Annotated in this window: 21 protein-coding genes; 13 read left to right on the forward strand and 8 right to left on the reverse strand. The window is 67.7% G+C overall.

Annotation, left to right across the window (positions count from 1 at the left end):
* Nucleotides 1-78 precede the first annotated feature (78 nt).
* From KW836_RS09420 to KW836_RS09450, 7 genes are all read left to right on the forward strand, one after another.
* Nucleotides 79-2,703 carry a TonB-dependent receptor gene (locus tag KW836_RS09420; RefSeq protein ID WP_218343069.1) on the forward strand — a complete coding sequence of 875 codons (2,625 nt, stop codon included), beginning with the start codon at nucleotides 79-81 and terminating at the stop codon, nucleotides 2,701-2,703.
* 82 nt (nucleotides 2,704-2,785) lie between these two features.
* A complete protein-coding gene (locus tag KW836_RS09425) occupies nucleotides 2,786-3,832 on the forward strand; it encodes a hemin-degrading factor (protein ID WP_218343070.1) in 1,047 nt (348 codons plus the stop codon).
* A gap of 21 nt (nucleotides 3,833-3,853) precedes the next feature.
* Nucleotides 3,854-4,684 carry a hemin ABC transporter substrate-binding protein gene (locus KW836_RS09430; protein ID WP_218343071.1) on the forward strand — a complete coding sequence of 277 codons (831 nt, stop codon included), beginning with the start codon at nucleotides 3,854-3,856 and terminating at the stop codon, nucleotides 4,682-4,684.
* 34 nt (nucleotides 4,685-4,718) lie between these two features.
* Nucleotides 4,719-5,681, forward strand: coding sequence for a FecCD family ABC transporter permease (locus KW836_RS09435; protein ID WP_370633015.1), 963 nt, complete (start codon nucleotides 4,719-4,721; stop codon nucleotides 5,679-5,681).
* On the forward strand, nucleotides 5,681-6,466 hold the full coding sequence (locus KW836_RS09440) for a heme ABC transporter ATP-binding protein (RefSeq protein WP_370632997.1): 786 nt from the start codon (nucleotides 5,681-5,683) through the stop codon (nucleotides 6,464-6,466). The genes KW836_RS09435 and KW836_RS09440 overlap by 1 nt, the downstream gene beginning before the upstream one ends.
* Before the next feature lie 77 nt (nucleotides 6,467-6,543).
* Nucleotides 6,544-7,026, forward strand: coding sequence for a YajQ family cyclic di-GMP-binding protein (locus KW836_RS09445; RefSeq protein ID WP_056571865.1), 483 nt, complete (start codon nucleotides 6,544-6,546; stop codon nucleotides 7,024-7,026).
* 18 nt (nucleotides 7,027-7,044) lie between these two features.
* Nucleotides 7,045-7,950: a LysR family transcriptional regulator gene (locus KW836_RS09450; RefSeq protein WP_218343073.1), complete on the forward strand. Its 906-nt coding sequence runs from the start codon at nucleotides 7,045-7,047 to the stop codon at nucleotides 7,948-7,950.
* Nucleotides 7,951-8,002: 52 nt separating this feature from the next.
* On the opposite strand, the gene KW836_RS09455 is transcribed toward KW836_RS09450, so the two are convergent.
* Nucleotides 8,003-9,448 (reverse strand): AlkA N-terminal domain-containing protein, encoded by a 1,446-nt coding sequence (locus tag KW836_RS09455; RefSeq protein ID WP_218343074.1) that lies wholly within the window; start codon nucleotides 9,446-9,448, stop codon nucleotides 8,003-8,005.
* Between the two features lie 146 nt (nucleotides 9,449-9,594).
* Between KW836_RS09455 and KW836_RS09460 the strand changes: the two genes are divergently transcribed.
* The 3 genes from KW836_RS09460 to KW836_RS09470 all read left to right on the forward strand — a co-directional run bounded on the left by KW836_RS09460 (nucleotide 9,595) and on the right by KW836_RS09470 (nucleotide 12,465).
* Nucleotides 9,595-10,161 (forward strand): methylated-DNA--[protein]-cysteine S-methyltransferase, encoded by a 567-nt coding sequence (locus KW836_RS09460; protein ID WP_218343075.1) that lies wholly within the window; start codon nucleotides 9,595-9,597, stop codon nucleotides 10,159-10,161.
* A gap of 83 nt (nucleotides 10,162-10,244) precedes the next feature.
* Nucleotides 10,245-11,330: a tartrate dehydrogenase gene (locus KW836_RS09465; RefSeq protein WP_218343076.1), complete on the forward strand. Its 1,086-nt coding sequence runs from the start codon at nucleotides 10,245-10,247 to the stop codon at nucleotides 11,328-11,330.
* A gap of 154 nt (nucleotides 11,331-11,484) precedes the next feature.
* Nucleotides 11,485-12,465 carry a tripartite tricarboxylate transporter substrate binding protein gene (locus tag KW836_RS09470; protein WP_218343077.1) on the forward strand — a complete coding sequence of 327 codons (981 nt, stop codon included), beginning with the start codon at nucleotides 11,485-11,487 and terminating at the stop codon, nucleotides 12,463-12,465.
* A gap of 57 nt (nucleotides 12,466-12,522) precedes the next feature.
* Here the strand turns inward: KW836_RS09470 and KW836_RS09475 are convergent, their stop codons facing one another.
* From KW836_RS09475 to urtA, 7 genes are all read right to left on the reverse strand, one after another.
* Entirely contained in the window at nucleotides 12,523-13,128 is a 606-nt protein-coding gene (locus KW836_RS09475) for a phosphatase PAP2 family protein (RefSeq protein ID WP_218343078.1), read from the reverse strand.
* A gap of 91 nt (nucleotides 13,129-13,219) precedes the next feature.
* On the reverse strand, nucleotides 13,220-13,648 hold the full coding sequence (arsC, locus tag KW836_RS09480; protein WP_175124473.1) for an arsenate reductase (glutaredoxin): 429 nt from the start codon (nucleotides 13,646-13,648) through the stop codon (nucleotides 13,220-13,222).
* 123 nt (nucleotides 13,649-13,771) lie between these two features.
* Nucleotides 13,772-14,470, reverse strand: coding sequence for an urea ABC transporter ATP-binding subunit UrtE (gene urtE, locus KW836_RS09485; protein ID WP_056571844.1), 699 nt, complete (start codon nucleotides 14,468-14,470; stop codon nucleotides 13,772-13,774).
* A gap of 2 nt (nucleotides 14,471-14,472) precedes the next feature.
* Nucleotides 14,473-15,312 carry an urea ABC transporter ATP-binding protein UrtD gene (gene urtD, locus KW836_RS09490; RefSeq protein WP_218343079.1) on the reverse strand — a complete coding sequence of 280 codons (840 nt, stop codon included), beginning with the start codon at nucleotides 15,310-15,312 and terminating at the stop codon, nucleotides 14,473-14,475.
* Nucleotides 15,309-16,436 (reverse strand): urea ABC transporter permease subunit UrtC, encoded by a 1,128-nt coding sequence (urtC, locus tag KW836_RS09495; RefSeq protein ID WP_175137722.1) that lies wholly within the window; start codon nucleotides 16,434-16,436, stop codon nucleotides 15,309-15,311. The genes urtD and urtC overlap by 4 nt, the downstream gene beginning before the upstream one ends.
* Nucleotides 16,433-18,064, reverse strand: a complete 1,632-nt coding sequence (gene urtB, locus KW836_RS09500; RefSeq protein ID WP_175137723.1) for an urea ABC transporter permease subunit UrtB — start codon at nucleotides 18,062-18,064, stop codon at nucleotides 16,433-16,435. Before urtB ends, urtC begins: the two co-directional genes overlap by 4 nt.
* A gap of 25 nt (nucleotides 18,065-18,089) precedes the next feature.
* On the reverse strand, nucleotides 18,090-19,343 hold the full coding sequence (gene urtA / locus KW836_RS09505) for an urea ABC transporter substrate-binding protein (RefSeq protein ID WP_128827272.1): 1,254 nt from the start codon (nucleotides 19,341-19,343) through the stop codon (nucleotides 18,090-18,092).
* Between the two features lie 371 nt (nucleotides 19,344-19,714).
* Between urtA and atzF the strand changes: the two genes are divergently transcribed.
* Genes atzF through KW836_RS09520 form a run of 3 tightly spaced genes read left to right on the forward strand, consistent with a single transcriptional unit; the run spans nucleotide 19,715 to nucleotide 25,961 of the window.
* Nucleotides 19,715-21,547, forward strand: a complete 1,833-nt coding sequence (gene atzF / locus KW836_RS09510) for an allophanate hydrolase (RefSeq protein ID WP_218343080.1) — start codon at nucleotides 19,715-19,717, stop codon at nucleotides 21,545-21,547.
* A 50-nt stretch (nucleotides 21,548-21,597) separates the two neighbouring features.
* Complete coding sequence (uca, locus tag KW836_RS09515) at nucleotides 21,598-25,236, forward strand: urea carboxylase (protein ID WP_218343081.1); 3,639 nt, start codon at nucleotides 21,598-21,600, stop codon at nucleotides 25,234-25,236.
* Nucleotides 25,233-25,961, forward strand: a complete 729-nt coding sequence (locus KW836_RS09520; RefSeq protein ID WP_218343314.1) for a GntR family transcriptional regulator — start codon at nucleotides 25,233-25,235, stop codon at nucleotides 25,959-25,961. The genes uca and KW836_RS09520 overlap by 4 nt, the downstream gene beginning before the upstream one ends.
* The last annotated feature ends 10 nt before the right edge of the window (nucleotides 25,962-25,971 follow it).

Here is a 25,971-nt window from a genome sequence, read left to right on the forward strand (position 1 = left end):
GTCCGGTTTTGATTTCACGCGGGTCATGGTCTGTATAGGCACACGGATGCCGATACCTGTTGGATCCAAAGGACGACCATGGCTTACTACCCCGCCGGCCGCGCAAGCGGCTCCCGAGCAGCCCAAGGCGCGCAATGCCGGCTGACCCGTCTTACCGCTGCCGTGCATGCGGCGCTGGCCCTGACCGCTGCATCCGCCGCGATGCTGCCGGCCTCCGCCGCGCAGGCGCAAGGCGCCGCGGTGACGCAGGCCGGGGCGCGCGGCTACAGCATCCCGGCGGGATCGCTGGCGGACGCGCTGCCGCGTTTTGCGGACAGCGCCGGCGTGACGGTGCTGTTCGATGCGGCGCTGGTGGGCCAGCGCCGCACCGCCGGACTGCAGGGGGCGTACTCCGTGCATGAAGGGTTCGCGCGTCTTCTGGCGGGCAGCGGGCTGGGCGTGCAGGAACGCAGCGCGGGCGTCTTCGTGCTGCAGGCGTTGCCGCAGGGCAGCGTGACGCAGCTTGCGCCGGTGCAGATCGACGGCGAAGCGGCCGTCGTCACGCCGGCCTGGGAAACCAGCACCGATCGCCGCCGCCTGGACAATCTGCAGATCCGCAACTGGACCGACCTGAGCCGGCGCGCCGAACCGGGCGTGAACTTCAATCGCACGACCAACAGCATCAACATCCGCGGCCTGGATCAGGACCGTGTGCTGACGCGGGTGGACGGCATCCGCCTGCCGTGGCTGGACGACGGCGCGCGCGGCGTGAAGGGCGGCCTGGAAGCCGTGGACTTCAACAGCCTGTCGCGCCTGGACATCGTGCGCGGGGCGGACGCCACCGGCGGCGGCTCGAGCGCGATTTCGGGCATTGCCGACCTGCACACCCTGAATCCGGCGGATCTGCTGGGCGGCGGCAAGACCTTTGGCGCGCTGGCCAAGACCGATTACGACTCCGCCGACAACAGCTGGGGCGCCAACGCCGCGCTGGCGGGCCAGATCCACAGCAACACGTTCTGGCTGGTGCAGGCCGGCGTGCGCAACGGCCACGAACTGGACAACCGCGGCGACGTCGGCGGCTACGGCGCCAGCCGCAGCAAACCCAGCCCCGAAGACTACGACCAGCGCAGCTTCCTCATGAAGCTGCAACAGCGCGTGGACGGCGCGCATCTGTTCGGCCTGACGGGCGAATACTTCAAGCGCAATGCCGACATCGACAACAAGTGGGAGCAGGGCCCCGGCACCAGCTACCTCATCGGCGAAAACAGCACCCGCAAGGAAACCGAGCGCGAGCGCGTGTCGTTCGACTACACGTACACGGCGCCGGATTCGGGCGGCCTGATCGACACGGCCAACGCGGTGGTGTACTGGCAGCGCGTTCGCCTGGACAACTCGCTGGACGGCATCCGCGGCGTGGACGCGCGCGCCCGCATCATTCCGGGCGACCCATTCCGTTACGGCTTTCCCAACGGCCCCTACGGCCGCAGCAATTCGATCCAGCAGACGCTCTTCGGCGCCAGCACGGAGTTCACCAAGCGCATCGCGGGCGCGTCGGTGTCCCAGCTGTGGTCGTTCGGCGGCGAGTGGTACGGCAACAAGACCGAGCAGAATTCCAGCGGCTACGACAACTGCCCGGTGATCCGACCCGGCACGCCCGCGCCGTTCGGCCCGCGCGCGTGCGACATGCTGCACACCAACCAGGCCGACGTGCCGCAGTCCAAGGGCAATCAATGGGCGCTGTGGGTGCAGGACGAGTTCAGCTTTGCAGATGGCAAATATACGCTGGCGCCGGCCTTGCGCTACGACCACTACGAGCAACGGCCGCAGTCCACCGCCGGCTATGAAAGCAACCCCAACGCGGCCGCGCTGCCGCCCAGCAACAGCGGCAGCCGCTTCTCGCCCAAGCTGCTGGGCACGTGGCGGGCGGCCGAGCAGCTCAGCCTCTATGCGCAATACGCCTACGGCTTCAAGGCGCCCAGCGCCACGCAGCTCTACACCAACTACGGCGGCCCCGGCACCTATCTGCGCGTGGGCAACCCGTACCTGAAACCCGAAACCAGCAAGGGCTGGGAACTGGGCGCCAAGCTCGGTACCGACGACCTCGGCGGTGCGGTATCGTTCTTTGATAATCGTTATCAGAACTTTATCGATGGCGATGTGCCGCTGAATCCCAATTCGCCGCAGTGGCAGCCGGGTTGGGCGGGGCAGTATCCGCTGGGCGTGACCGGCAACGTCAACCGCGCCAAGGTCCGCATCTACGGCGCCGAGGCCAGCGCGCACTGGAAGTTTGCGCCGGGTTGGCGCACGTGGGGCTCGCTGGCTTGGGCGGTGGGCAAGGACGAGGGCACGGGGCAGTACCTGAACTCCGTCGCGCCGCTCAAGGCGATACTGGGCGTCGGGTATGGCCGCGACGTGTGGGGCGTGGACGCCATGCTCACCACAGCCATGCAGCGCAACAAAGTCGAGTATCCCGATGCGTCGCCCGACGCGCCCAATCCCGACTTCAAGGCGCCGGGCTATGGCGTGGTGGACCTGATGGGCTACTGGCGCCCGGCTGCGGTGAAGGGCTTGCAGGTGCAGGCGGGCGTGTTCAACCTGTTCGACAAGAAGTACTGGGAGGCTATCAACGTGCCGACCGCGGGCGCCACCGCGATCCCGCGTGCGGTGGATTGGTACACGGAACCGGGACGCAGCGTGCGCGTCTCACTGACTTATCAATATTGAGTTCGGTCCGCCGCCATTCGGCGCTGACCGGACCGGCGGCGGTTTTCTGCAGTGTTTTTTTGCACCGGCCGGAGGGCCTACGATGACGAATAATGATTTCTCGACCCGCGCTGAAGAACTGCGTGCCCGCAATGAGGCGCTGGCGGCGTCGCAACCCGGGCTGCGCGCCCGCAATCTGGCCCAAGCGTTGGGCGTGTCCGAGGCCGAGTGGGTGGCCGCCGGCTGTGGCGGCGTGAAGGCGACGGCGCTGCATGGCGCGCCGCAAGAGATCTTCCGCGAACTGGGCACGCTGGGCGAAGTGATGGCGCTGACGCGCAACGACTGGTGTGTGCACGAGCGCCATGGCGTGTATGAGGACATCCAGGCCGACGGTCCGGTAGGTCTGGTGCTGGGACCGGACATCGACCTGCGCGTGTTCTTCACTGCATGGAAGTCGGCCTGGGCGGTCGAGCAGGATGGACGCCAGAGCCTGCAATTCTTCGACGGCGCGGGCGTGGCCGTGCACAAGGTCTACCGCACCGACGGCACGGATGCCGCCGCATGGGACGCGCTGGTCGCGCGGTTCGCGGGCGAGTCGCAATGGCCCGTGGCCCAGGCCTACGCGCCGTCCGCCGACGCCGAGCAGGTCGAAGACGCTTCCGCGTGGCGCGAAGCGTGGCTGGGCATGAAGGACACGCACGAATTCTTCCCGCTGCTGCGCAAGTTCAAGGTGTCGCGCCTGGCGGCCCTGACGGCGGCCGGCGAAGACCTGGCGCAGCCGGTGCCTGCCGACGCCGTGGAGCGCATGCTGCAATCGGCGGCCGAATCGGGCCTGCGCATCATGTGCTTCGTGGGCAACCGCGGCATGATCCAGATCCACTCCGGTCCGGTGCAGTCGCTGCGCCGCACGGGCCCGTGGTTCAACGTGCTGGATCCCAGGTTCAACCTGCACCTGGACACCACGGCCATCGCGTCGGCCTGGGTGGTCAACAAGCCGACGACCGACGGCTGGGTCACCTCGCTGGAGGTGTACGCCAGCACGGGCGACCTGATCGTGCAGTTCTTCGGTGAACGCAAACCCGGTCAGCGGGAAATCCCGCAATGGCGCGACCTGATGGTCAGCCTGTGCAGCGCGCCGCTGGCCGCTTGAGCGCATAAGGAAACGAGAGCGATGAAGAAATGGTTGGCAGTGGCGGCCTGGTTGTTGGCGGCAGGCGCGCAGGCGGCGCCGCCCGAACGGGTGGTGACCTTGGGCGGCACCGTGACCGAGATCGTGTATCAGCTCGGGCAGGGCGGCAAGCTGGTGGGGGACGATCTCTCCAGCCTGTACCCGGAGGCCGCGACCAAGCTGCCGCGCGTCGGCTATTACCGAGCGGTGCCGGTGGAAGGCGTGCTGGCGCTCAAGCCGGATCTGGTGCTGGCGTCCGAGCAGGCCGGTCCGCCCGACGCGCTCAAGCGCCTGGGCGACGTCGGCGTGCGCATCGTCACCGTGCCGGACGCCCCGTCGGTGGATTCGCTGAAAGCGCGCATCCGCAACATCGCCGAGGCGCTGGACGTGGCCCCGGCGGGTGAAGCGCTGGTGACCGAGATCACCCGCGACCTGAAGGCGGTCGAGGCGATTCCGGGCACTGGCGCGCGCGCCATCCTGGTGATGAACCGCACCGGCACGCTGCAAGGCGCGGGCGGCGGCACGGCGGCCAACGAAGTCATGACGATGGCGGGGTTGGCCAATGTGCTCAAGGACCAGCAGGGCTACAAGCCGCTCTCGGCCGAAGCGGTCAGCGCGCTGGCGCCCGACGTCATCGTGGTGACGCGCACTTCGCTGGAAGCTTCCGGCGGCGTGGACAAGCTGCTGGCGCTGCCGGGCCTGGCTTCCACGCCCGCCGCCGCGCACAAGCGCGTCATCGTCATGGACGACCTGCTCCTCTTGGGCATGGGCCCGCGCCTGCCATTGGCGCTGACCGAACTCAAGCGGGAGGCGGCCGGTGTCATGGGGCGCTAGCGCAAAGCGCGTCTCCGCGCCGCTGGCGCTGGCAGTGCTGGGCGCCGTGCTGGCGCTGGTGGCGCTGGCCGCCAGCAGCAGCGGCGCGGTCCAGATTCCGTTGCGCGACATGCCCACGCTGCTGTTTGGCGACCCCGCGTCGGGCGATGCGCTGTGGCGCAACGTCCTGATCGACATCCGGCTGCCCCGGGTGTTGTTTGCGATGGTGGCGGGCGCCGCGCTGGCCATATCCGGTGCGGCGATGCAGGCGCTGTTTCGCAATCCGTTGGCCGAGCCCGGCCTTATCGGCATTTCGGCGGGGGGCTCGCTGGGCGCGGTGGCCGCCATCGTGCTGACCTCGGGCGGCTTCTGGGTGCTGGCGCCGGCCGCGTTCGCCGGCAGCCTGCTTGCCACCTTCTGCGCATACGCGCTGGGCCGGCGCGTGCCCGGCATGGCGGGACTGCTGCTCGCGGGCATCGCCATCAACGCGGTGGCGGGCGCCATGATCGGCCTGTTCACGTTCGTGGCCAATGACGCGCAGTTGCGCGACCTCACGTTCTGGACCATGGGCAGCCTGGCCGGTGCCAAGTGGACGTTGCTGGCGTTCCTGGGCCCGTGGGTGCTGCTGATGTCCTGGTGGCTGATGCGCCAGTGGCGCGTCATGAATGCCCTGCTGCTGGGCGAGCGCGAAGCGCAGCACCTGGGTTACGCGCTCAAGCGCGTGCGCGCGCAGCTGGTGCTGGCGTGCGCGCTGATCGTCGGCCCGCTGGTCGCCGCCACGGGCGGCATCGGCTTTGTCGGCCTGGTGGTGCCGCATCTGGTGCGCATGACGCTGGGCGCGAATCACCGCTGGCTGCTGCCGGCCTGCGTGCTGGGCGGCGCGCTGGCGCTGACGCTGGCCGACTGGCTGTCGCGTGTCGCCGTCGTGCCGGCCGAGCTGCCGATCGGGCTGGTGACCAGTCTGGTGGGCGGACCCTTTTTCTTGTGGCTGCTGGCGCGCGGCCGGAGGCACGGTTGATGCTTGCAGCCGACGATCTCGTATTGACGCGGGGCGGCAACCGCATTCTGGACAAGGTGTCGTTGGCGGTGCGGCCCGGCGAAGTGGTCGGCCTGCTGGGCGCGAACGGCGCGGGCAAGTCGACGCTGCTGGGCGCGATGTCCGCCGAATTGGCGCCGGAAGCTGGCTCGGTCCGCCTGGGCGATGCCGACGTGCAGCAATTGGCGCATCGCCAACAGGCCCGCCTGCGCGCCGTGCTGCCGCAAAAGCCCGGGTTGAGCTTCGACCTGGACGTGCGTGACGTGGTGGCAATGGGGGCGTACCCGTTTCCCGAACTGTCGCCCGCGCAGGTGGACACGCTGGTGGATCAGGCGCTGGGCTGGGCCGACGTGTCGCATCTGAATGCGCGCCGCTATCCCGAGCTGTCCGGGGGCGAGCAGCAGCGGGTGCAGTTTGCGCGCGTGCTGGTGCAGTGCAAGGCGGCCCGGGGGCAGGGTGAGCCGCGCTATCTGCTGCTGGACGAGCCCACCGCCAGTCTGGACCCCAAGCACCAGGGCGACCTCTTGCGCGTCGCTGCAGGCCTGGCCCATGACGGCGATACCGGCGTACTGGTGATCCTGCACGACATGAACCTGGCGGCGCGCTGGTGCGACCGCTTGCTCCTGCTGTGCGGCGGCCGGGCCATCGCGTCGGGCACGCCGGCCGAGGTGCTGACGCCGAAGAACCTGTTCCTGGCCTACGGCATCGACGCCCATGTCATGCCGCATCCCCTGCAGCCCGAGCGCCTGCTGGTGGTCACGACATGACGGCGTGACGCCGGACGCGGGGCCGGTAAAATGGCGGGCATTGCACTTTCCCGCCAATTTTCACAGGACCCCGTGTCATGCCTACTTTTGACGTCGTCTCCGAAGTCGACAAACACGAACTGACCAACGCCGTCGACCAAGCCAACCGCGAACTGTCCACGCGCTTCGACTTCAAGGGCACTGAAGCCAAGTTCGAACTCGAGGGCTATGTCGTGACCCAGGTCGCTTCCAGCGCGTTCCAGCTCAAGCAGATGCTGGACATCCTGCGCGGCCGCCTGTCTGCCCGCGGCATCGACGTGCGCTGCCTGGACGTGGCCGACCCGCTCGAAAACCTGGGCGGCGCCCGCCAGAAGGTCACCATTAAGCAGGGCATCGAACAGCCCGTCGCCAAGAAGCTCATCGCCGCCATCAAGAACGCCAAGCTCAAGGTCGAATCGCAGATCAATGGCGACAAGCTGCGCATCTCGGGCAAGAAGCGCGACGACCTGCAGACCGCTATTGCATTGCTGAAAAAGACCGACGTCGAGCTGCCGCTGCAGTTCGAAAACTTCCGCGACTAAGCCGCGCGGGCCGCACCGATGGGGCATTCCAGCGAACTGCTCCTTGTCGTTGAGCTTGCGCGCGCGGGCGGCATGTCGGCCGCGGCGCGCGAGCTCGATGTCACCCCTGCCGCAGTCAGCAAGCGGCTGGCGCAGATCGAGGCGCGGCTGGGCGTGCGGCTCTTCAACCGCAGCACGCGGCGCCTCAGTCTTACCGCCGAGGGCGAGGTGTATCTGGAAAACGCCCGCCGCATCCTGGGCGAGATCGACGACCTGGACGCGCTCATCGCCAGCCGTCAGGCCGCCCCGCGCGGCCTGCTCAAGGTCAATGCGCCGCTGGGTTTCGGGCGCAGCTATATCGCGCCGGCCATCGCGGAATTCGCGCAGCAGTATCCCGAAGTCTCGCTGCAATTGCAGCTGACCGACCGGCCCGCCGACTTCGTGCGCGAGGCCTTTGACGTTGCGGTGCGCTTTGGCGATCTACCCGACACGAGTCTCATCGCGCGCAAGATCGCGCCCAACCGGCGCCTCGTGTGCGCGTCGCCCGGTTACCTGAAAAAACACGGCACGCCGGCCACGCCGCACGATCTGGCGCGGCACCAGTGCATCGTGCTGCGCCAGAACGACGCTGCCTATGGGCTGTGGCGTTTCACGAAAGGCCGGCGCAGCGAAACCGTGAAGGTGCGCGGCAATCTCAGCAGCAACGATGGCGAGGTCACCCTGACCTGGGGCCTGGCCGGCCTGGGCATCCTGCAACGCGCGGAATGGGACCTGGCGCGCTACCTGCGCAGCGGCCGGCTGGTGCAGGTGCTGGAGGACTATGCGCTGCCGCAGGCGGATATCTACGCTGTTTTCCCGGAAAGGCACCACCTGTCCGCCAAGGTGCGGGTGTTCGTGGATTTTCTGGTGGCGTATTTCGGCGAAGGGTCGGAGGGGCGGTGGTGAAGCGCTGTTCCTTTGTGCGAGATCCCGTTGCGCGTGATTCCTTCAACCTCGATCACGCTGTCCACAGGTGCTGCGCCGCGTAGGCGCGCCATGGCCGCCAGGCCTCGGACCGCGCCAGCAGTTGCGCGGGTGTGTAGGCCCGCGATTCCAGTTTTTCCAGCGCGCGGATCAGGCCGATATCCGCATGCGGAAACGCATCCGGCTCACGCAGTTGCCGCAGCGCGATGTATTGCGCCGTCCATTCCCCCACGCCGCGTATCGTGCGCAACCGCCGCACGGCGTCTTCCAGGTCGACGGCGGCGTCAAAGAGATGCGGGTCCGCGACCGCTGCCGCGGCCACCGCGGACAGCGTCGCCGCCCGGCTGCGCGGCATGCCCAGCGAGGCCAGTTCGGCGGCGGCCACCACGTCCGGCTCGGGAAACACGTGCGTCAGCGCGCCGTCCGGCTGCGCTAGCGGCTTGCCATGCGCCGCCACCAGCTTGCCCGCCAGCCGGATGGCGGCGGCCACCGTTATCTGTTGTCCCAGCACTGCCCGCATGGCCAGTTCAAAGCCGTCCCACGCGCCCGGCACGCGCAGCCCCGGCCGCGCCTGCATCAGCGCCGTCATGACCGGATCGGCGGCAAACTGCGCAGCGATTGCCGCCGGGTCGCTGGCCAGGTCGAACACGCGGCGCAGGCGCGCGATGATGGCCGGCAGCGACGGCAGATGAGGAAAGCGCACCGCCACCTGCAGCGCGTCGCCCGCGCCCGGCCGCACCGTGACCGTGCCTTGCGCGCCATCCAGGCTGACGGTGCGCGCATAGGTGTCGCCCGTCACGGACTCGACGCCGGGAATGGCGCGCAGCCGCAGGAACGCCAGCATGGCGTCCCAGTCGTAGGGCGGACGGTAGCGCAGCAGCAGCTTGATTTCCCCATCCTGGCCCACCGGGACCTCCGGCTTGCCTGAACGCCGCAGTTCGCCGGGGGCCCGGCCGAACAGGTCGAGGAACACCTCGTTGAAACGGCGGATGCTGCCGAATCCCGACGCGAAGGCGATCTCGGCCATCGGCAACTGCGTTTCATGGATGAGCTGCTTGGCCAGCAGCACGCGGCGCGTCTGCGCGAATGCGACGGGCGAGGCGCCCAGGTGCCGGCGGAACTGGCGCCGCAACTGCCGCTCGCCCACGCCCAGGCGCAGCGCCAGCGCGTCGACGCCGGCCTCGTCCAGCGCGCCCAGCTCGATACGCTGCAATGCGCGCGACACGGTGGGCGGCAACTCGTGGCCGGGGCCGACTTCGGGCGCCGTTTCCGGGCGGCAGCGCAGGCAAGGGTGAAACCCGGCTTCCTGCGCGGCCGCGGCCGTCGAAAAGAACGTGACGTTTTTCGACAGCGGCGTGCGCGCCGGACAGACCGGACGGCAATAGATGCGCGTGGTCTTGACGGCCGTGAAGAAGCGGCCGTCGTAACGGGCGTCGCGCACCTGGATGGCGCTGTAGCAGGCTTCGTGGTTCAGGTTCATGAAGCGATGCTAACGCCGCCGGGCGGGCAAGATCTAGCGGATTTCGGACAGGGTTGTGAATGTCACACTGCTGTCCGAAAACCGCCAGCGCCCGGTCCGGCGGCGGGTCTATATTGGCGGCTTGCACACCTATCCGGAGCGACATCATGCCGGTACACACCTTTCTGCTGGAACGGGTTCCCACCCCCATTGGCCGGATGCTCGTGCTGACCGATGCCCAAGCCCACCTGCGCGCCGTGGACTGGGAAGACTACGAATCCCGCATGCACCTGCTGTTACAGCGCCAGTACGGCCGGGGCGCGGTGCAACTGCAGGACGCCGCGCAGCCTTCGCAGGCAAGCCGCGCGCTGCAAGCGTATTTCGATGGCGACGTGGACGCCATCTCGGATCTTCCGGTCGCCTTGGGCGGCACGCGCTTCCAGCAGCAGGTCTGGCACGCGCTGCGCGGCATCGAAGGTGGCAGCACCATCAGCTACGGCACGCTGGCGACGCGAATCGCCCGTCCCACGGCCGTGCGCGCGGTCGGGCTGGCCAACGGCGCCAATCCCGTGGGCATCGTCATTCCTTGCCATCGCGTGATCGGCGCCAACGCCGCGCTGACGGGCTACGGCGGCGGCCTGCACCGCAAGCGCTGGCTGCTGGCGCACGAGGCCGCCTGGCGCAGCGCGCAGCCGCAGCGCCGTACCGAGGCGGTACTTTCAACTTCAAGTTGAAAATGTTGTGAATTTCGGCGCGTCCGCCACGCGCCGCGCTCGGTACAGTGCCAGCAGACTCATCCGCACGGAGCGCTGGCACCATGAAGACCTATCGCATTGCAACCATCCCCGGCGACGGCATCGGCAAGGAAGTGATTCCCGCCGGCCAGCGCGTCATGCAGGAACTCGCGGCCCAGGGCGGTCTGCGGTTCGAATTTGAAGACTTCGACTGGGGGGGCGACTACTACCGCAAGCATGGCGTCATGATGCCCGCCGACGGGCTGGATGCGCTGCGCGACAAGGACGCGATCCTGTTCGGCTCGGCCGGCGATCCCGACATCGCGGACCACATCACCTTGTGGGGCCTGCGCCTGAAGATCTGCCAGGGCTTTGACCAATATGCCAACGTGCGTCCCACGCGCATCCTGCCGGGCATCGACGCCCCGCTCAAGCGCTGCACGCCCGAACAGCTGAACTGGGTGATCGTGCGCGAGAACTCCGAAGGCGAGTACTCGGGCGTTGGCGGCCGCGTGCATCAAGGCCATCCCATCGAAGCCGCGACCGACGTGTCGATCATGACGCGCGCCGGCGTCGAGCGCATCCTGCGCTTTGCGTTCAAGCTGGCGCAATCGCGGCCGCGCAAGCTGCTGACCGTTGTCACCAAGTCCAACGCCCAGCGCCATGCCATGGTGATGTGGGACGAGATCGCCGTGCAGGTCAGCCGCGAATTTCCCGACGTGACCTGGGACAAGGAACTGGTCGACGCCGCCACCGCCCGCATGGTCAACCGGCCCGCGACCCTGGACACCATCGTCGCCACCAACCTGCACGCCGACATCCTGAGCGACCTGGCGGCCGCCCTGGCCGGCAGCCTGGGCATCGCGCCCACCGGCAACATCGACCCCGAGCGCCGCTACCCGTCCATGTTCGAACCCATCCACGGTTCTGCCTTCGACATCATGGGCAAGGGACTCGCCAATCCGGTCGGGACGTTCTGGTCGGTGGTGATGCTGCTGGAACACCTGGGCGAAGCCGAGGCGGCGGCACGGCTGATGCAGGCCATTGAAAGCGTCACCGCCGACCCCGCGCTGCACACCGGCGACCTGGGCGGCCGCGCCACGACCGAGCAGGTGACCAAGGCGGTCTGCGCAAAGCTGGCGGAATCGGCGCAAGCCAAGGCAGCGTAGACGGCTTCCGGATGTAGGACCGATTCCGGTGTCAGACACCTGAATCTGTCTTACGGCTTCAGGACATCCGGTCAGGTAAGAGGACATCAGATCCGACCCCTGCGCCCGGCAACACAACAACAAGCGAAGTTCATTCGTAGTCAGGAGACAAATCATGCATAAGAAAGCGATGACCGCGCGCGCCCTGGCGTTCGCCTGCCTGATCGGCGTTTCATTCGCGGGCGGCGCGCAGGCGCAGTCCTACCCGGCGCGTCCCGTGAGCCTGATCGTGCCGTTCCCGGCGGGCGGCACGACGGACGTGCTGGCGCGCGCGTTGGGGCAAGAGCTGGCCAAGAGCCTCGGCCAGCCGGTGGTGGTCGAGAACAAGCCGGGCGCAGGGTCGACGCTGGGCGCGGACTACGTCGCCAAGGCGGCGCCGGACGGCTACACGTTGCTGATGGGCGCGGTGCATCACACCATCGCCACCAGTGTCTACAAAAGCCTGCATTACGACTTCCAGAAGGACTTCGCGCCGGTCACCACGGTGGCGTTGGTGCCCAACGTGCTGGTCGTCAATCCGAAGCTGCAGGCCAAGGATGTGGCGTCGCTGTTGAAACTGGCGCAGGCGTCGCCCGGCAAGCTGACCTATGGTTCCAACGGCATGGGCACGGGCCAGCATCTGATCGGCGCACAGTTCGAGCGCGCGGGCCATGTTCAGTTGCTGCATGTGCCGTACAAGGGCAGTGGTCCGCTGACGACCGATCTGCTGGGCGGTCAGATCGACATGTCGTTCGACACGATCACGCCGGTGCTGGCGCACATTCAGAGCGGCAAGCTGCGTGCGCTGGCGGTCACCACCAACCAGCGCTCCGCGGCGCTGCCGGATGTGCCAACGATGGAGGAGGCCGGTCTGAAGCCCTTCAACATGGGTACGTGGTTCGGCGTTCTGGCGCCAGCGGCGGCGCCCAAGGAGGTGGTGGACCGGCTGAATGCCGAGATGGTGAAGATCATCCGATCACCCGATTTCACGCGCCGCATGGCGGAAATCGGCGCGGTGCCGATCGGCGACACGCCCGCGGAAATGAAGGCGCGCATCGGCGCGGACACCGCGAACTACGCGAAGCTGGTCAAGGAAGCGAAAGTTGCAGTGAATTGAGGGGCAGGGCGGGAGCGGCCATTGCGGCCGCTGCCGCGCCGGCCGTCATGCCCCCCGTCATGCGCGGATCCATCCACGCGAAATCGGCAGGGCCAGCACCTTGCGATACAGCCCCTGTACCGCCGCCGTCACCGGCGCGCCCGCGCGGCGCCACATGGGAATCGTGACCGCCGCGGCCATGGGCGCCAGCAGCAACCCACCCGCGATATCCAGCGGAAAATGCACGCCCAGGTACACGCGCGACGTCCCCACGAACAACGCGCCCGCCAATGCCAGCCAGCCCCATCCCGCCCAGCGGCGATCCAGGATCAGCGCAAAGGCGAAGGCCGCGATGATGATCGTGTGATTGCTGGGAAACGACGAGGTCGCCTTGTGCGTGAAGAAGGCCTGCCCAAGGCCGATCACGAAGGGCCGTGGATGCGGCCACAGCACGCCGCATAAATAGCTGGCGGCCAACGCCACGGCGACGCTGGCCAGCGCCTTGAGCATCAGGCTGCGCTGGGCTTCCTTGCCCCACAGCCACACGGCGGCCATGACGCCCGGCACCAGCAGGATGAGCTTGTTCGCCACCAGCATGGCCGCATGGATCCGCCACGCGGGCGTGGCGGGGTCGGCGTTGATCAGAAGAAAAAGGGACTGGTTGAAGCTTTCCAGGAAATCCATGACACGTCATCGCGGCGTAATAAATCGGTTGCCGCGATGGTAATGACCGTACCCGTCAGTTCCCTTACAACGCGCTTCGATACGGCCGCTTTTACTTCTGGATGCGATTGCCCTGCGCATCGACAACCGGCTCGCCGCTTTCCTTCGAGAAAGCGCCCTTCTGCGGCGACGGAAGAATGTCCAGCACCAGTTCGCACGGCCGGCACAGCTTCGCGCCCAGCGGCGTCGACACAAAGGGACGGTTCAGCAGGATCGGGTGCTGCTCGATCGCGTCCAGCAACGCGTCATCCGACAGCGACGTGTCGTCCAGACCCAGTTCCGCGTAGGGCGTGCCCTTTTCGCGCAGGGCATCACGCACGCTGACGCCGGCCTTCTTGAACAGCGCTTTCAGCGTGTCGCGCGAGGGCGGCGTTTCCAGGTACAGGACGACCTGCGGCTCGATGCCGGCGTTGCGGATCAGGCCCAGCGTGTTGCGCGAGGTGCCGCACTTGGGGTTGTGATAGATGATGACGTCGGACATGAGGGCTCCTCCTTCGGGTGATGCGCGATGAATCTGCACAATGCAACTGCGCCATGCCATTGAGCAAGGCAAGACCCGGAGCATAGTTCATCTACCGCGCCGCAGTCCGGCGCCGCGCCGCCGTCACACCGACAGATGCCGCCGCACGTCCTCGCCGTCGATGGCATCGCGCCCGCCGCTTGCCACCACCTCGCCGCGCGACAGCACGACAAACTGGTCCGCCAGCTCGCGCGCAAAATCAAAATACTGTTCGCACAGCAGGATCGCGATGTCGCCGCGCTGGCGCAGCATGTGGATCACCCGCGCGATGTCCTTGATGATGGACGGCTGGATGCCTTCGGTGGGCTCGTCCAGAATGATGAGCTTGGGCTCGGCCACCAGCGCCCGCGCGATGGCCAACTGCTGCTGTTGCCCGCCAGACAGATCGCCGCCGCGCCGCGACAGCATGCTTTTCAGCACCGGGAACAGTTCAAAGACTTCCTCCTTGATGCGGCGGGCGCGGGCCGCGGGTTTGGTCGCCATGCCCATCAGGATGTTTTCTTCGACCGTCAGCCGCGCGAAGATGTCGCGGCCCTGGGGCACATAAGCCATGCCGCGCGCGGCGCGTTGGTGCGGCGCCAGGCGCGTGATGTCGGCTCCGTCGAAGGCGATGCCGCCGCGCGCCACGGGCAGCACGCCCATGACGCACTTGAGCAGCGTTGTCTTGCCCACGCCATTGCGGCCCAGGAGCGCCAGGCATTCGCCTTGCCGCACCGACAGCGACACGCCGCGCAGGGTATGGCTGCCGCCGTAGTATTGGTCGATCGTGCTTACGTCCAGCATGTTCAGCGCCCCAAGTAGACTTCGATCACGCGCGGGTCGGCCTGCACACGGCTCATCGGGCCTTCGGCCAGCACCGAGCCTTCGTGCAGCACCGTCACCTTGCCATCGCCCGCGATCTGGTTCACGAAGTCCATGTCGTGTTCCACCACCATCAGGGAATGCCGGCCGCGCAGTTCATTCAAGAGTTCGCCGGTGCGTTCGGTCTCGGCGTCGGTCATGCCGGCCACGGGTTCGTCCAGCAGCAGCAACTGCGGCTCCTGCATCAGCAGCATGCCGATCTCCAGCCACTGCTTCTGGCCGTGCGACAAGAGGCCCGCGGGCCGCCATACCTCGGGCCGCAGCCGGATCAGGTCCAGCGTCTCGCCGATCCGGTCGGCCTGTTCGCTGGACAGCCGCGAGAACAGGGTGGGGCGCACGCGCTTGTCCGTCTTCATCGCCAATTCCAGGTTCTCGAACACGGTGTGCTGTTCGAACACCGTGGGGCGCTGGAACTTGCGGCCGATGCCCGCGTGCGCGATCTGCGCCTCGCTCAGTGTCGTCAGGTCGATGCTCTGGCCGAAGTAGGCCGTGCCAGCAGTGGGCCGCGTCTTGCCGGTGATGACGTCCATCATGGTGGTCTTGCCGGCGCCGTTGGGGCCGATGATGCAGCGCAGTTCGCCCACGCCGATATCCAGCGTCAGGTCGTTCAACGCCTTGAAGCCGTCGAAGCTGACCGTGATGCCTTCCAGGTACAGGATGGCGCCGTGGCTGGTGTCCAGGCCCTTGGGGCTGACCCGGCCATAGCCGGCGTCGCCGCTCGGGCCGCCGTCCAGCGTGGCAGATTCGATGTGCGTGGTGGTCATGCCTTTTTCTCCTGGACGCGGGCCGCGATGCGGCGGGCAAGACCGACGATGCCGGTGGGCAGGAACAGGGTCACCAGCACGAAGATGAGGCCCAGCGCGTACAGCCAGTATTCCGGCAGCACGCTGGTGAACCAGGTCTTCAGGCCGTTGACGGCGCCCGCGCCGATGATGGGGCCGATCAGCGTGCCGCGCCCGCCCGTCGCCACCCAGATGACCATCTCGATGGAGTTCTCGGTGGACATTTCACCTGGATTGATGATGCCGACCTGCGGCACGTACAGCGCCCCGGCGATGCCGCACAGCACGGCCGACAGCGTCCACACGAACAGCTTGAAGCCCAGCGGGTCGTAGCCGATGAAGCGCACGCGGCTTTCAGCATCGCGCACGGCGGTCAGCACGCGTCCCAGCTTGCTCTGCGTGACCATGCGCGCAAGAATCAGCGCGCCGGCCAGCGCCGCCAGCGTCACCCAGTACAACGTGGCGCGCGTGCCGGGCGCGGTGATGTCAAAGCCCAGGATGCGCTTGAAGTCCGTAAAGCCGTTGTTGCCGCCAAACCCCGTGTCATTGCGAAAGAACAGGAGCATCGCGGCAAAGGTCAGCGCCTGCGTGATGATCGAGAAGTACACGCCCTTGATGCGTGAGCGGAAGGCAAAGTAGCCGAAGACGAAGGCCAGCACGCCGGGCACCAGCACCACCAGCAGCATCGCGTACCAGAAGTGTTCCGTGAACGACCAGTACCAGGGGTAGGTCTTCCAGTCCAGGAACACCATGAAGTCGGGCAGGTCGCTCTGGTAGACGCCGTCGCGGCCGATGGCGCGCATCAGGTACATGCCGTGCGCGTAGCCGCCCAGCGCAAAGAACAGGCCATGGCCCAGCGACAGGATGCCCGCATAGCCCCACACCAGGTCCAGCGCCAGCGCCGCCATGGCGTAGCACATGAACTTGCCCATCAAGGCCACGGCGTAGGCCGACACATGCAGTGCATGGCCGGGCGGAAACACCAGATTCATCAGCGGCAACAGCGCCAGCAGGACGACGCCCGCGGCCAGCGCCGCCCACACGCGGCCCGAGAAGATCGGGCGGCGCGCCAGCAGGTTCAGGTCGGTCAGCGCGGTCTGTTTCATTCGACGCTCCGGCCCTTGGGGGCGAACAGGCCTTGTGGCCGCTTTTGGACGAACAGCACGATGAGCACCAGGATGGTGATCTTGGCCATGACAGCTCCCGCGTAAGGCTCCAGGAATTTATTCACGCCGCCCAGACCGAGCGCGGCGATGACGGTGCCGGCAAGCTGGCCCACGCCGCCCAGCACCACGACCATGAACGAGTCGACGATGTAGCCGCGGCCCAGGTCCGGCCCCACGTTGCCCAGCTGGGACAGCGCCACGCCCGCCAGCCCCGCGATGCCCGAGCCCAGGCCGAAGGCCAGCATGTCAACGCGGCCGGTGGGCACGCCCACGCAGTCCGCCATGCGCCGGTTCTGCGTGATGGCGCGCACGAAGAGGCCGAGCCGCGTGTGGTTCAGCAGGGCCCACACCAGAAACACCACAAAGAAGGCAAAGCCGATGATGACGAGCCGGTTGTAGGTGAGCACCAGCCCGCCCAGCACGGTCACGCCGCCCGACATCCAGCTGGGGTTGCCGACCTCCACGTTCTGCGCGCCGAAGAGCGACCGCACGCCCTGCATGAGCATCAGGCTGATGCCCCAGGTCGCCAGCAGCGTTTCAAGCGGACGGCCATACAGCCAGCGGATCACGGTGCGTTCCAGCGCCATGCCCACCAGCGCCGTCACCACGAAGGCAAGCGGCAACGCGGCCACGACATACCAGTCCAGCCAGCCCGGCAGCCAGGCGCGAAACACCGTCTGCACCACGTACGTCACATACGCGCCGATCATCAGCAGTTCGCCGTGCGCCATGTTGATGACGCCCATCAGGCCGAAGGTGATGGCCAGGCCCAGCGCGGCCAGCAGCAGCACGCTGCCAAGGCTCACGCCGTAAAAGAGATTGCCGGCCCATTCGATCGTGGCCAGGTGCCGGTCGATCTGCTTGAGCGCATTGGCCGCCGCCTCGCGGACGCCGGCGTCGGGTTCGGTGTACGTCCCGTCGCGCTCCTGCGTCAGGGCCGCCAGCGTGGGCCGGAAGGCCGCATTCTTCGTGTCGCCCAACACCTGCACCGCGTGGCGGCGCTTGGCGGGGTCTTCGCTTTTCAGTTCCAGGTTGGCCTGCGCGATCAGGAGCGCGCCGCGCACGGCCTCGTTCTTCTCCGCTGCCAGCGCCTTTTCCAGCATCGGCAGGCGCGCCGGGTCGCCGGTCTGCTGCAGCCGCCGGGCCGCGTCCAGACGCTCGTTGGCGTTGTCGGAGAACAGGCGGGATCCCGCCAGCGCGGCCTCGATGGCGCGGCGCAGGCGGTTGTTGATGGAAATCGTGCCCGCGTCCGCGGGCAGGTCCACGGCAGCGCCCGTGGAGGGGTCAGTGGCGCGCGACCCGCCGGCGCCGATCAGCACGCGGCCGTCGGCAGTGGCGTAGAGCTGGTCGCTGCCCAGCGCCTGCAGCACCGCGGCCGCAGCGGGATCGGGCAGTTGGCCCAGCGCGGCAATCGCCTGCAGCCTGGCGTCGGTGTCGTCGCCGGCCAGCGGCGCAAGCAGGGCCTGGTCCACGCCGGCGGCGGCCGCGGGCGCGGCCAGCGCCGGCACGGCGATCAGCCATGCCAGGAGGAAACGACGCAAGAAGTGTGCGATTGCCGCGATGCGCATGGCTGCCTTTTCCTTGGGGTTGAGACTACAGGCCTTGCTTGCCTTCGTTGCCCGGGATGTACGGGCTCCACGGCTGGGCGCGGATCGGACCCTTGCTCTTCCACACCACGCTGAACTGGCCGTCCGCCTTGATCTCGCCGATGTAGACGGGCTTGTGCAGGTGGTGGTTGGTCTTGTCCATCTCGATCGTGTAGCCGTCCGGCGCGTTGAACTTCTGCCCACCCATCGCCGCGATGACCTTGTCCACGTCGGTGGTCTTGGCCTGTTCAACCGCCTGCTTCCACATGTGGATGCCGATGTAGGTGGCTTCCATCGGATCGTTCGTCACGACGGTGTTGGCGTTGGGCAGATTCTTGGCCTTGGCGTAGGCCTTCCACTTCGCGATGAACGCATCGTTGACGGGGTTCTTGACGGACTGGAAGTAGTTCCACGCAGCCAGGTGGCCGACCAGCGGCTTGGTGTCGACGCCGCGCAGTTCCTCTTCGCCCACGCTGAACGCCACAACCGGCACGTCGGTGGCCTTCAGGCCGGCGTTGCCCAGTTCCTTGTAGAAGGGCACGTTCGAGTCGCCATTGATGGTCGAGATCACCGCGGTCTTGCCGCCCGTGGCGAACTTCTTGATGTTCGCGACGATGGTCTGGTAGTCGGAGTGGCCGAACGGGGTGTAGACCTCGTCGATGTCGCTGTCCTTCACGCCCTTGGAATGCAGGAAGGCGCGCAGGATCTTGTTGGTGGTGCGGGGATAGACGTAGTCGGTGCCCAGCAGCACGAAGCGCTTGGCGCCGCCGCCGTCTTCGCTCATCAGGTATTCCACGGCGGGAATGGCCTGCTGGTTGGGCGCGGCGCCCGTGTAGAACACGTTCTTCTCCAGCTCTTCGCCTTCGTACTGCACGGGGTAGAACAGCAGACCGTTCAGTTCCTTGAACACCGGCAGCACCGACTTGCGCGACACCGAGGTCCAGCAGCCGAAGACCACCGCCACCTTGTCCTGCGCGAGCAGCTGGCGCGACTTCTCGGCAAACAGCGGCCAGTTCGAGGCGGGGTCCACCACCACGGCTTCCAGCTTCTTGCCCATCACGCCGCCGTTGGCGTTGATCTCGTCGATGGTCATCAGGGCCACGTCCTTGAGCGACGTTTCCGAGATGGCCATGGTGCCCGACAGCGAATGCAGGATGCCGACCTTGATGGTGTCCTCGGCGGCATGGACCTGCGGCATCCATCCTGTCATGGCCAACAGGCTCACGGCGGTCAGTTGCTTAAGGGCTAGTCTGCGTTTCATGGTGACTCCTGGATGGAAGGTGCCGGCCTGGCCGGCGAGAGAACGTTCTGAAAATGCAGTCGCACAGGGACTCAAAAGCAAAACGCGTGCCAAGTTTTGGCAGGCATGCGGCTGCTGTATGAAGCGGGCGGGTTTACGCGAAGGCGCGTGGTGATGGCGGCGCCGTGCGGCGGGGATCAGAACGGTGCCGTCTGCACAGAATCGGTGCGTGTTGCGCGCGATGACGGTGCGGCGTGCATGCCGATGCCATGGCATGCGAAAGCGGCAGGCCCGCGGTCTTGCCGCGCGTCAGAGGGAAAGCGGCGTGCGCGGCCAACATGGCACGCACTTTGCTTGGGAATCCGTACTTGTATACAAGAAAGGATTCCAGCATGAATGCCGCAGCAACGCAGAAGCACCCCGCCGGTTGGACGATCGCGCAATGGCAGGCCGCCTACCGCGACGGTGCGCAGCCTGAAGGCTTGTTGGCCGGCCATGTGGCCGCGCCGGATGACGTCGAAGACAATGCCTGGATCCGGCGCGTGGACCGCGCGCAGCTCGACGAACAGCTCGACGGCCTGCGGCTCTTGCTGGCCGCGGCGGGCGGCGACATCTCGCGCCTGCCGCTGTATGGCGTTCCCTTCGCGATCAAGGACAACATCGATGCGGCCGGCTGGCCCACGACCGCGGCGTGCCCCGAGTTCGCCTACACGCCGCAGGAAGACGCCACCGTCGTGCGCCGTCTGCGCGCGGCCGGCGCCATCCTCATCGGCAAGACGAATCTGGACCAGTTCGCGACCGGCCTGGTGGGCACGCGATCGCCGCATGGCGCCGTGGCCAACACGTTCGACCCCGCCTACGTCAGCGGCGGTTCCAGCTCCGGTTCGGCATCGGTGGTCGCGCGCGGCATCGCGGCGTTTTCGCTGGGCACCGATACCGCGGGCTCCGGCCGCGTGCCGGCCGGCTTCAACAATATCGTCGGGCTTAAGCCCACCAAGGGTTGGCTCAGCACCGCAGGCGTGGTGCCGGCGTGCCGCACGCTGGACTGCGTATCGATCTTTGCGCTGACGGTGGACGACGCCGACAAGGTGGCGCAAGTGGCCGGCGGGTACGACGATGCCGATCCGTATTCACGCCCCATGCCGGTTGGCGCGTCGCTGCCGTGGCCGAAGGCGCCTCGGTTGGCCGTGCCCGCATCGCTGGAATTCTTTGGCGACACGCAGGCCGCCGCCGTGTTCGACGACGCGGTGCGCGCACTGCGTGCCGAGGGCGCCCAGGTAGAACCGATCGACTTCGCGCCGTTCAGCGAACTGGCCGCGCTGCTGTATCAAGGGCCATGGGTCGCCGAACGCTTTGCGGCCGTGGAATCGTTGTGGAAAGAGAACCCCGGCGCCATCAACCCGGTGGTGCGCGGCATTGTCGAACAGGCCGCGAACTACACCGCGCTGGACGCGTTCAAGGCCGAGTACCGGCGCGCCGAGCTCACCCGCCAGATCCATCGCGCGCTGGAAGGCTTTGACGCGCTGGTCGTGCCGACCTCGCCGTCCATCTACACCATCGCCCAGCTTGAAGCGGACCCCGTCACGCTCAATTCCCGCCTGGGTGTCTACACCAACTTCGCCAATCTGGCCGATCTGTCCGCGCTGGCAGTGCCGGCCGGCATGCGAGCCGATGGGCTGCCGTCCGGCATCACGCTGATCGGACTGGCGTGGCAGGACCGCGCGCTGGTGCAGTTCGGCAGGCAATGGCAGGCGCGGCGCGGGCTGCCGCTGGGCGCAACCGGGATGCCGCTGCCCACGCTGGCGGCGGATGGCGCACCGTCCGCGGACACCGTGCGCGTCGCCGTCGTGGGCGCGCATCTAACCGGCATGCCGCTCAACCACCAACTGACGTCGCGCCACGCGGTGTTTGTCGAGAAGACGGCGACGGCGGGCGACTACCGCCTCTTCGCCCTGGCCAACACCACACCGCCCAAGCCCGGGCTGGTGAAGATGGACAGCGGCGCCGCCATCGAGGTCGAGCTGTGGGACGTGCCGGTGACGGCCTTCGGCGCGTTCGTGGCCGAGATTCCCGCGCCGCTGGGCATCGGCACGCTGGAGCTGGCCGACGGCCGGCTGGTCAAGGGCTTCATCTGCGAACCGCGCGGCCTGGAGGGCGCGCGCGACATCACCGCGTTCGGCGGCTGGCGGGCCTATCTGGCCAGCCTGAATGCCGCCACCCGCTGACTACCCGCTACCCACTCGATAACCCCGCCCTCACCTCAGGGAGTCGCACCGTGTTCGATACCGTTCTGATTGCAAACCGCGGCGAAATCGCCGTCCGCGCCATCCGCACCCTCAAGCGGCTGGGCATCCGCAGCGTGGCCGTCTATTCCGACCCGGACCGCAATGCCGCGCACGTGCGCGAGGCCGATGTGGCCGTGGCGCTGGGTGGCGAGAAGGCGGCCGACAGCTACCTGCGCATGGACCTGCTGCTGGCCGCCGCACGCGAACAGGGTGCGCAGGCGATCTATCCCGGCTACGGCTTTCTGTCGGAAAGCGCTGAGTTTGCGGACGCCTGCGAGGCCGCGGGCATCGCCTTTGTGGGCCCCACGCCGCTGCAGATCCGCGAGTTCGGGCTGAAGCACCGCTCGCGCGAACTGGCTGCGGAAGCCGGCGTGCCGATGACGCCGGGCACCGGTCTTCTGTCCAGCCTGGGTGAGGCGCTGTCGCAGGCCGAGCGCATCGGCTATCCCGTCATGCTCAAGAGCACGGCGGGCGGCGGCGGCATTGGGCTCTCGCGCTGCGAGAACGAGGCGGAACTGACCGTGGCGTTCGACAGCGTGCAGCGCATGGGCGAGCACTTCTTTCGCGATGGCGGCGCGTTCATCGAACGCTACGTGGATAACGCGCGGCACGTTGAGGTGCAGATCTTTGGCGACGGCGCGGGCCGCGTGCTGGCACTGGGCGAACGCGACTGCTCGGTGCAGCGCCGCAACCAGAAGGTCATCGAGGAAACCCCCGCGCCGTTGCTGCCGGCCGCCACGCGCGCCGCGCTGCTGGATGCCGCCGTCAAGCTGGGCGAATCGGTGAACTACCGCTCTGCCGGCACGGTGGAGTTCATCTACGATCCGGCGCGCGACGCCTTCTATTTTCTGGAGGTCAACACGCGCCTGCAGGTCGAGCATCCGGTGACCGAGGCCGTCACCGGCCTGGACCTGGTGGAATGCATGCTACGCGTCGCCGCGGGCGAGCCGCTGGATTTCGCAGCCATGTCGCGCGCGCCGCAAGGGGCATCCATTGAAGTGCGTCTGTATGCGGAGGATCCGCTGCGCCAGTTCCAGCCGTCGCCAGGCGTGTTGACCGAGGTGGCGTTCCCGGAAGGCGTGCGCGTCGATGGCTGGGTCGAGACCGGCACGGACGTGCCTGCGTTCTATGACCCGATGCTGGCCAAGCTGATCGTGCATGCGGACACGCGCGAGGCCGCGCTGGCCAAGCTGGCCGACGCGCTGGCGCGCACGCGGCTGCACGGCATTGCGACCAACCTGGATTACCTGCGCCAGATCGTGGCCGATGCGCGCTTCCGCGCGGGTGATCTGTCCACGCGCTTTCTGGAAAGCTTTGCGTATCGCCCGTCGGCGATCGAGGTTGTGGAAGCCGGCACCTACACCAGCGTGCAGGACTATCCCGGCCGCGCGGGCTACTGGGACATCGGCGTGCCGCCGTCCGGTCCCATGGACGACTACGCGTTTCGCGTCGCGAATCGCATCGTCGGCAACGCGCCGGACGCGGCCGGCATCGAGACCACGTTGGTCGGACCCACGCTGCGCTTTCACGGCGACGCCGTCGTGGCGCTGACCGGCGCCTCGTGCGCCGCCACGCTGGACGGCGAACCTGTGCCGATGTGGCAGCCGATCTTCGTGACGTCGGGTCAGGTGCTGGCCACCGGCCGTGCGCTGTCCGGCTGCCGCAGCTACCTGGCGGTGCGCAACGGTCTGGACGTGCCGCTGTATCTGGGCAGCCGCTCCACGTTTGCGCTGGGCCAATTCGGCGGCCATGCCGGCCGCACGCTGCGGGTGGGCGACATGTTGCCCGTGGTGCGGCCCGAATTGGCGGGCGCCACGGCCGCGCCGCCCGAGACGCTGCCACAGGCCGCGCCTGCGGCGCTGATCCCCGAATACGGCAGCACCTGGGAGATCGGCGTGCTATACGGCCCGCACGGCGCGCCGGACTTTTTTCAGCCGGAAGCCATCGACGCGTTCTTCGCGGCCGACTGGGAGGTGCACTACAACTCCAACCGCCTGGGCGTGCGCCTGATCGGGCCCAAGCCGACGTGGGCGCGTGAGAACGGCGGCGAGGCGGGCCTGCACCCGTCCAACATCCACGATTGCGAGTATGCGATCGGCAGCATCAACTTCACGGGCGACAGCCCCGTCATCCTGACGCGCGACGGCCCCAGCCTGGGCGGCTTCGTGTGCCCCGTCACCATTGCCCGCGCCGAACTGTGGAAGGTCGGGCAGGTCAAGCCCGGCGACCGCATCCGCTTCGTGCGCATCGACTACCCGCAGGCCGTGGCGCTGGAAGCCGCGCAGGACCGACGCATTGCCGATCTGGCGCCGGCGGTTCCCGCTGCGACCGAACCGGCGCCGGCGCCGGCCACCGTCTCTGAGACGATCGTGGCCGCGCTGCCCCCTGAAGGATCGCGCCCCTCGGTGTCGTACCGGCAGGCGGGCGACGGCTACCTGCTGCTGGAATACGGCGACAACGTGCTGGACCTGGCGCTGCGCATGCGCATCCACCTGTTGATGGAAGCGTTGAACGCGAACCCGGTGGCGGGCGTGCTGGAGCTGTCGCCGGGCGTGCGCTCGCTGCAGATCCGCTACGACAGCCGGGTGATCCTGCAGGGCGCGCTCATCGCCAGGCTGCTGAAGATCGAGGAAGGACTGGCCGACGTCGCGACGCTGAAGGTGCCGACGCGCGTCGTTTACCTGCCCATGGCCTTCGAAGACAGCGCCACGCTGGGCGCGGTGCAGCGCTATCAGGAAACCGTGCGCGCCAGCGCGCCCTGGCTGCCGAACAACGTGGACTTCATCCAGCGCATCAACGGCCTGGATTCGCGCGACGAGGTGCGCCGCATCGTCTTTGACGCCAGCTATCTCATCATGGGCCTGGGCGACGTCTATCTGGGCGCGCCGTGCGCGGTGCCGATCGATCCGCGCCACCGCCTGCTGACGTCCAAGTACAACCCGGCGCGCACCTTCACCGCCGAGGGCACGGTGGGCATCGGCGGCGTCTACATGTGCATCTACGGCATGGATTCGCCCGGCGGTTATCAGCTGGTGGGACGCACGCTGCCCATCTGGAACAAGTTCCTGAAGAATCCCGTGTTCCAGGACGGCAAGCCCTGGCTGCTGCGTTTCTTCGATCAGGTGCGGTTCTATCCGGTCACCGAAGCCGAACTGGACGTGCTGCGCGAAGACTTCCGCGAAGGCCGCGCGACGGTCCGCATCGAAGAAGAGATGTTCGACTTCGCGGCGCATCAGCGTTTCGTGGCCGAGCAGGCGGACAGCATTGCCGCGTTCCAGGCGCGCCAGAAGACGGCCTTCGATGCCGAGGTGGCGCTGTGGAAGAACGAGGATGTGGCTGCCGAGCCCCCCGCCGCGCAGCCCGAGGCCGAGACCGTGCTGCGCGAGGGCGAACGCCTGGTCAGCGCGGATATGTGCGGCAACATCTGGAAGATTCCGGTCCAGGTGGGGCAGAGCGTGTCGGCCGGCGACACGCTGGTGGTGGTCGAGGCCATGAAGATGGAACTGTCCGTCATCGCGCCGGCGTCCGGCACGGTGTCCGCCATCCGATGCGTGCCCGGCAAGCCCGTCAACGCGGGCGATCCGCTCGTCGTGATCACCGAAGACGCCACGTGCGTCGTGACCGGATGATGCGGCTGGAAGCCGTCCAGGCCGGTCCGGCCATCCGCCAGTCGCCGGCGCTGGCGGGCTCGCTGGCCGATCAGGTCTACCAGCGCATCAAGGACGACCTGTTCGGCTTCCGGATGCTGCCCGGCGAACGCTTCACGGAGGCCGACCTGGTGGCGCGGCTTGGCGTGAGCCGCACGCCGGTGCGGCTGGGTCTGGCGCGGCTGGAACGCGAAGGCTTCGTGCTGGCGCGGCCGCGCAGCGGCTGGCAGGTGCGGCCCTTTGATTTCGAGCGCTTCGAGGCGCTGTACGACGTGCGCGTGGTGCTGGAGCTGGCGGCGGTGGATAAGCTGTGCGCGCGGCAGGACATGGATCGGGCCGGGATGCTGGGCGCGCTGACCGACGTGTGGCTGGTGCCGCCGCCGCAGCGCATCCTGGACGGCCGGCTGGTGGGGCAGCTGGACGAGGCGTTTCATTGCGCGCTGGTCGCCGCGGCCGGCAACCCCGAGATGGCGCAGATCCACCGCGACGTGACGGAAAAGATCCGCATCGTGCGGCGGCTGGATTTCACGAAGGACTTCCGGGTGGATGCCACGTACGACGAACACGCGGCCATCCTGCGTGCGGTGCTGGCGCGCCGCACCGATGAGGCCGCGCGCTTGCTGCGATCCCATATCGACATGAGCAAGGCCGAGGTGCGCAAGATCACGCTGCACATGCTGCACGAGGCGCGCGCCAGCGCCGGTTGACAGGTCGAGG

This window comes from Achromobacter sp. ACM05, from assembly GCF_019218915.1.
GTDB lineage: Bacteria > Pseudomonadota > Gammaproteobacteria > Burkholderiales > Burkholderiaceae_B > Achromobacter > Achromobacter animicus.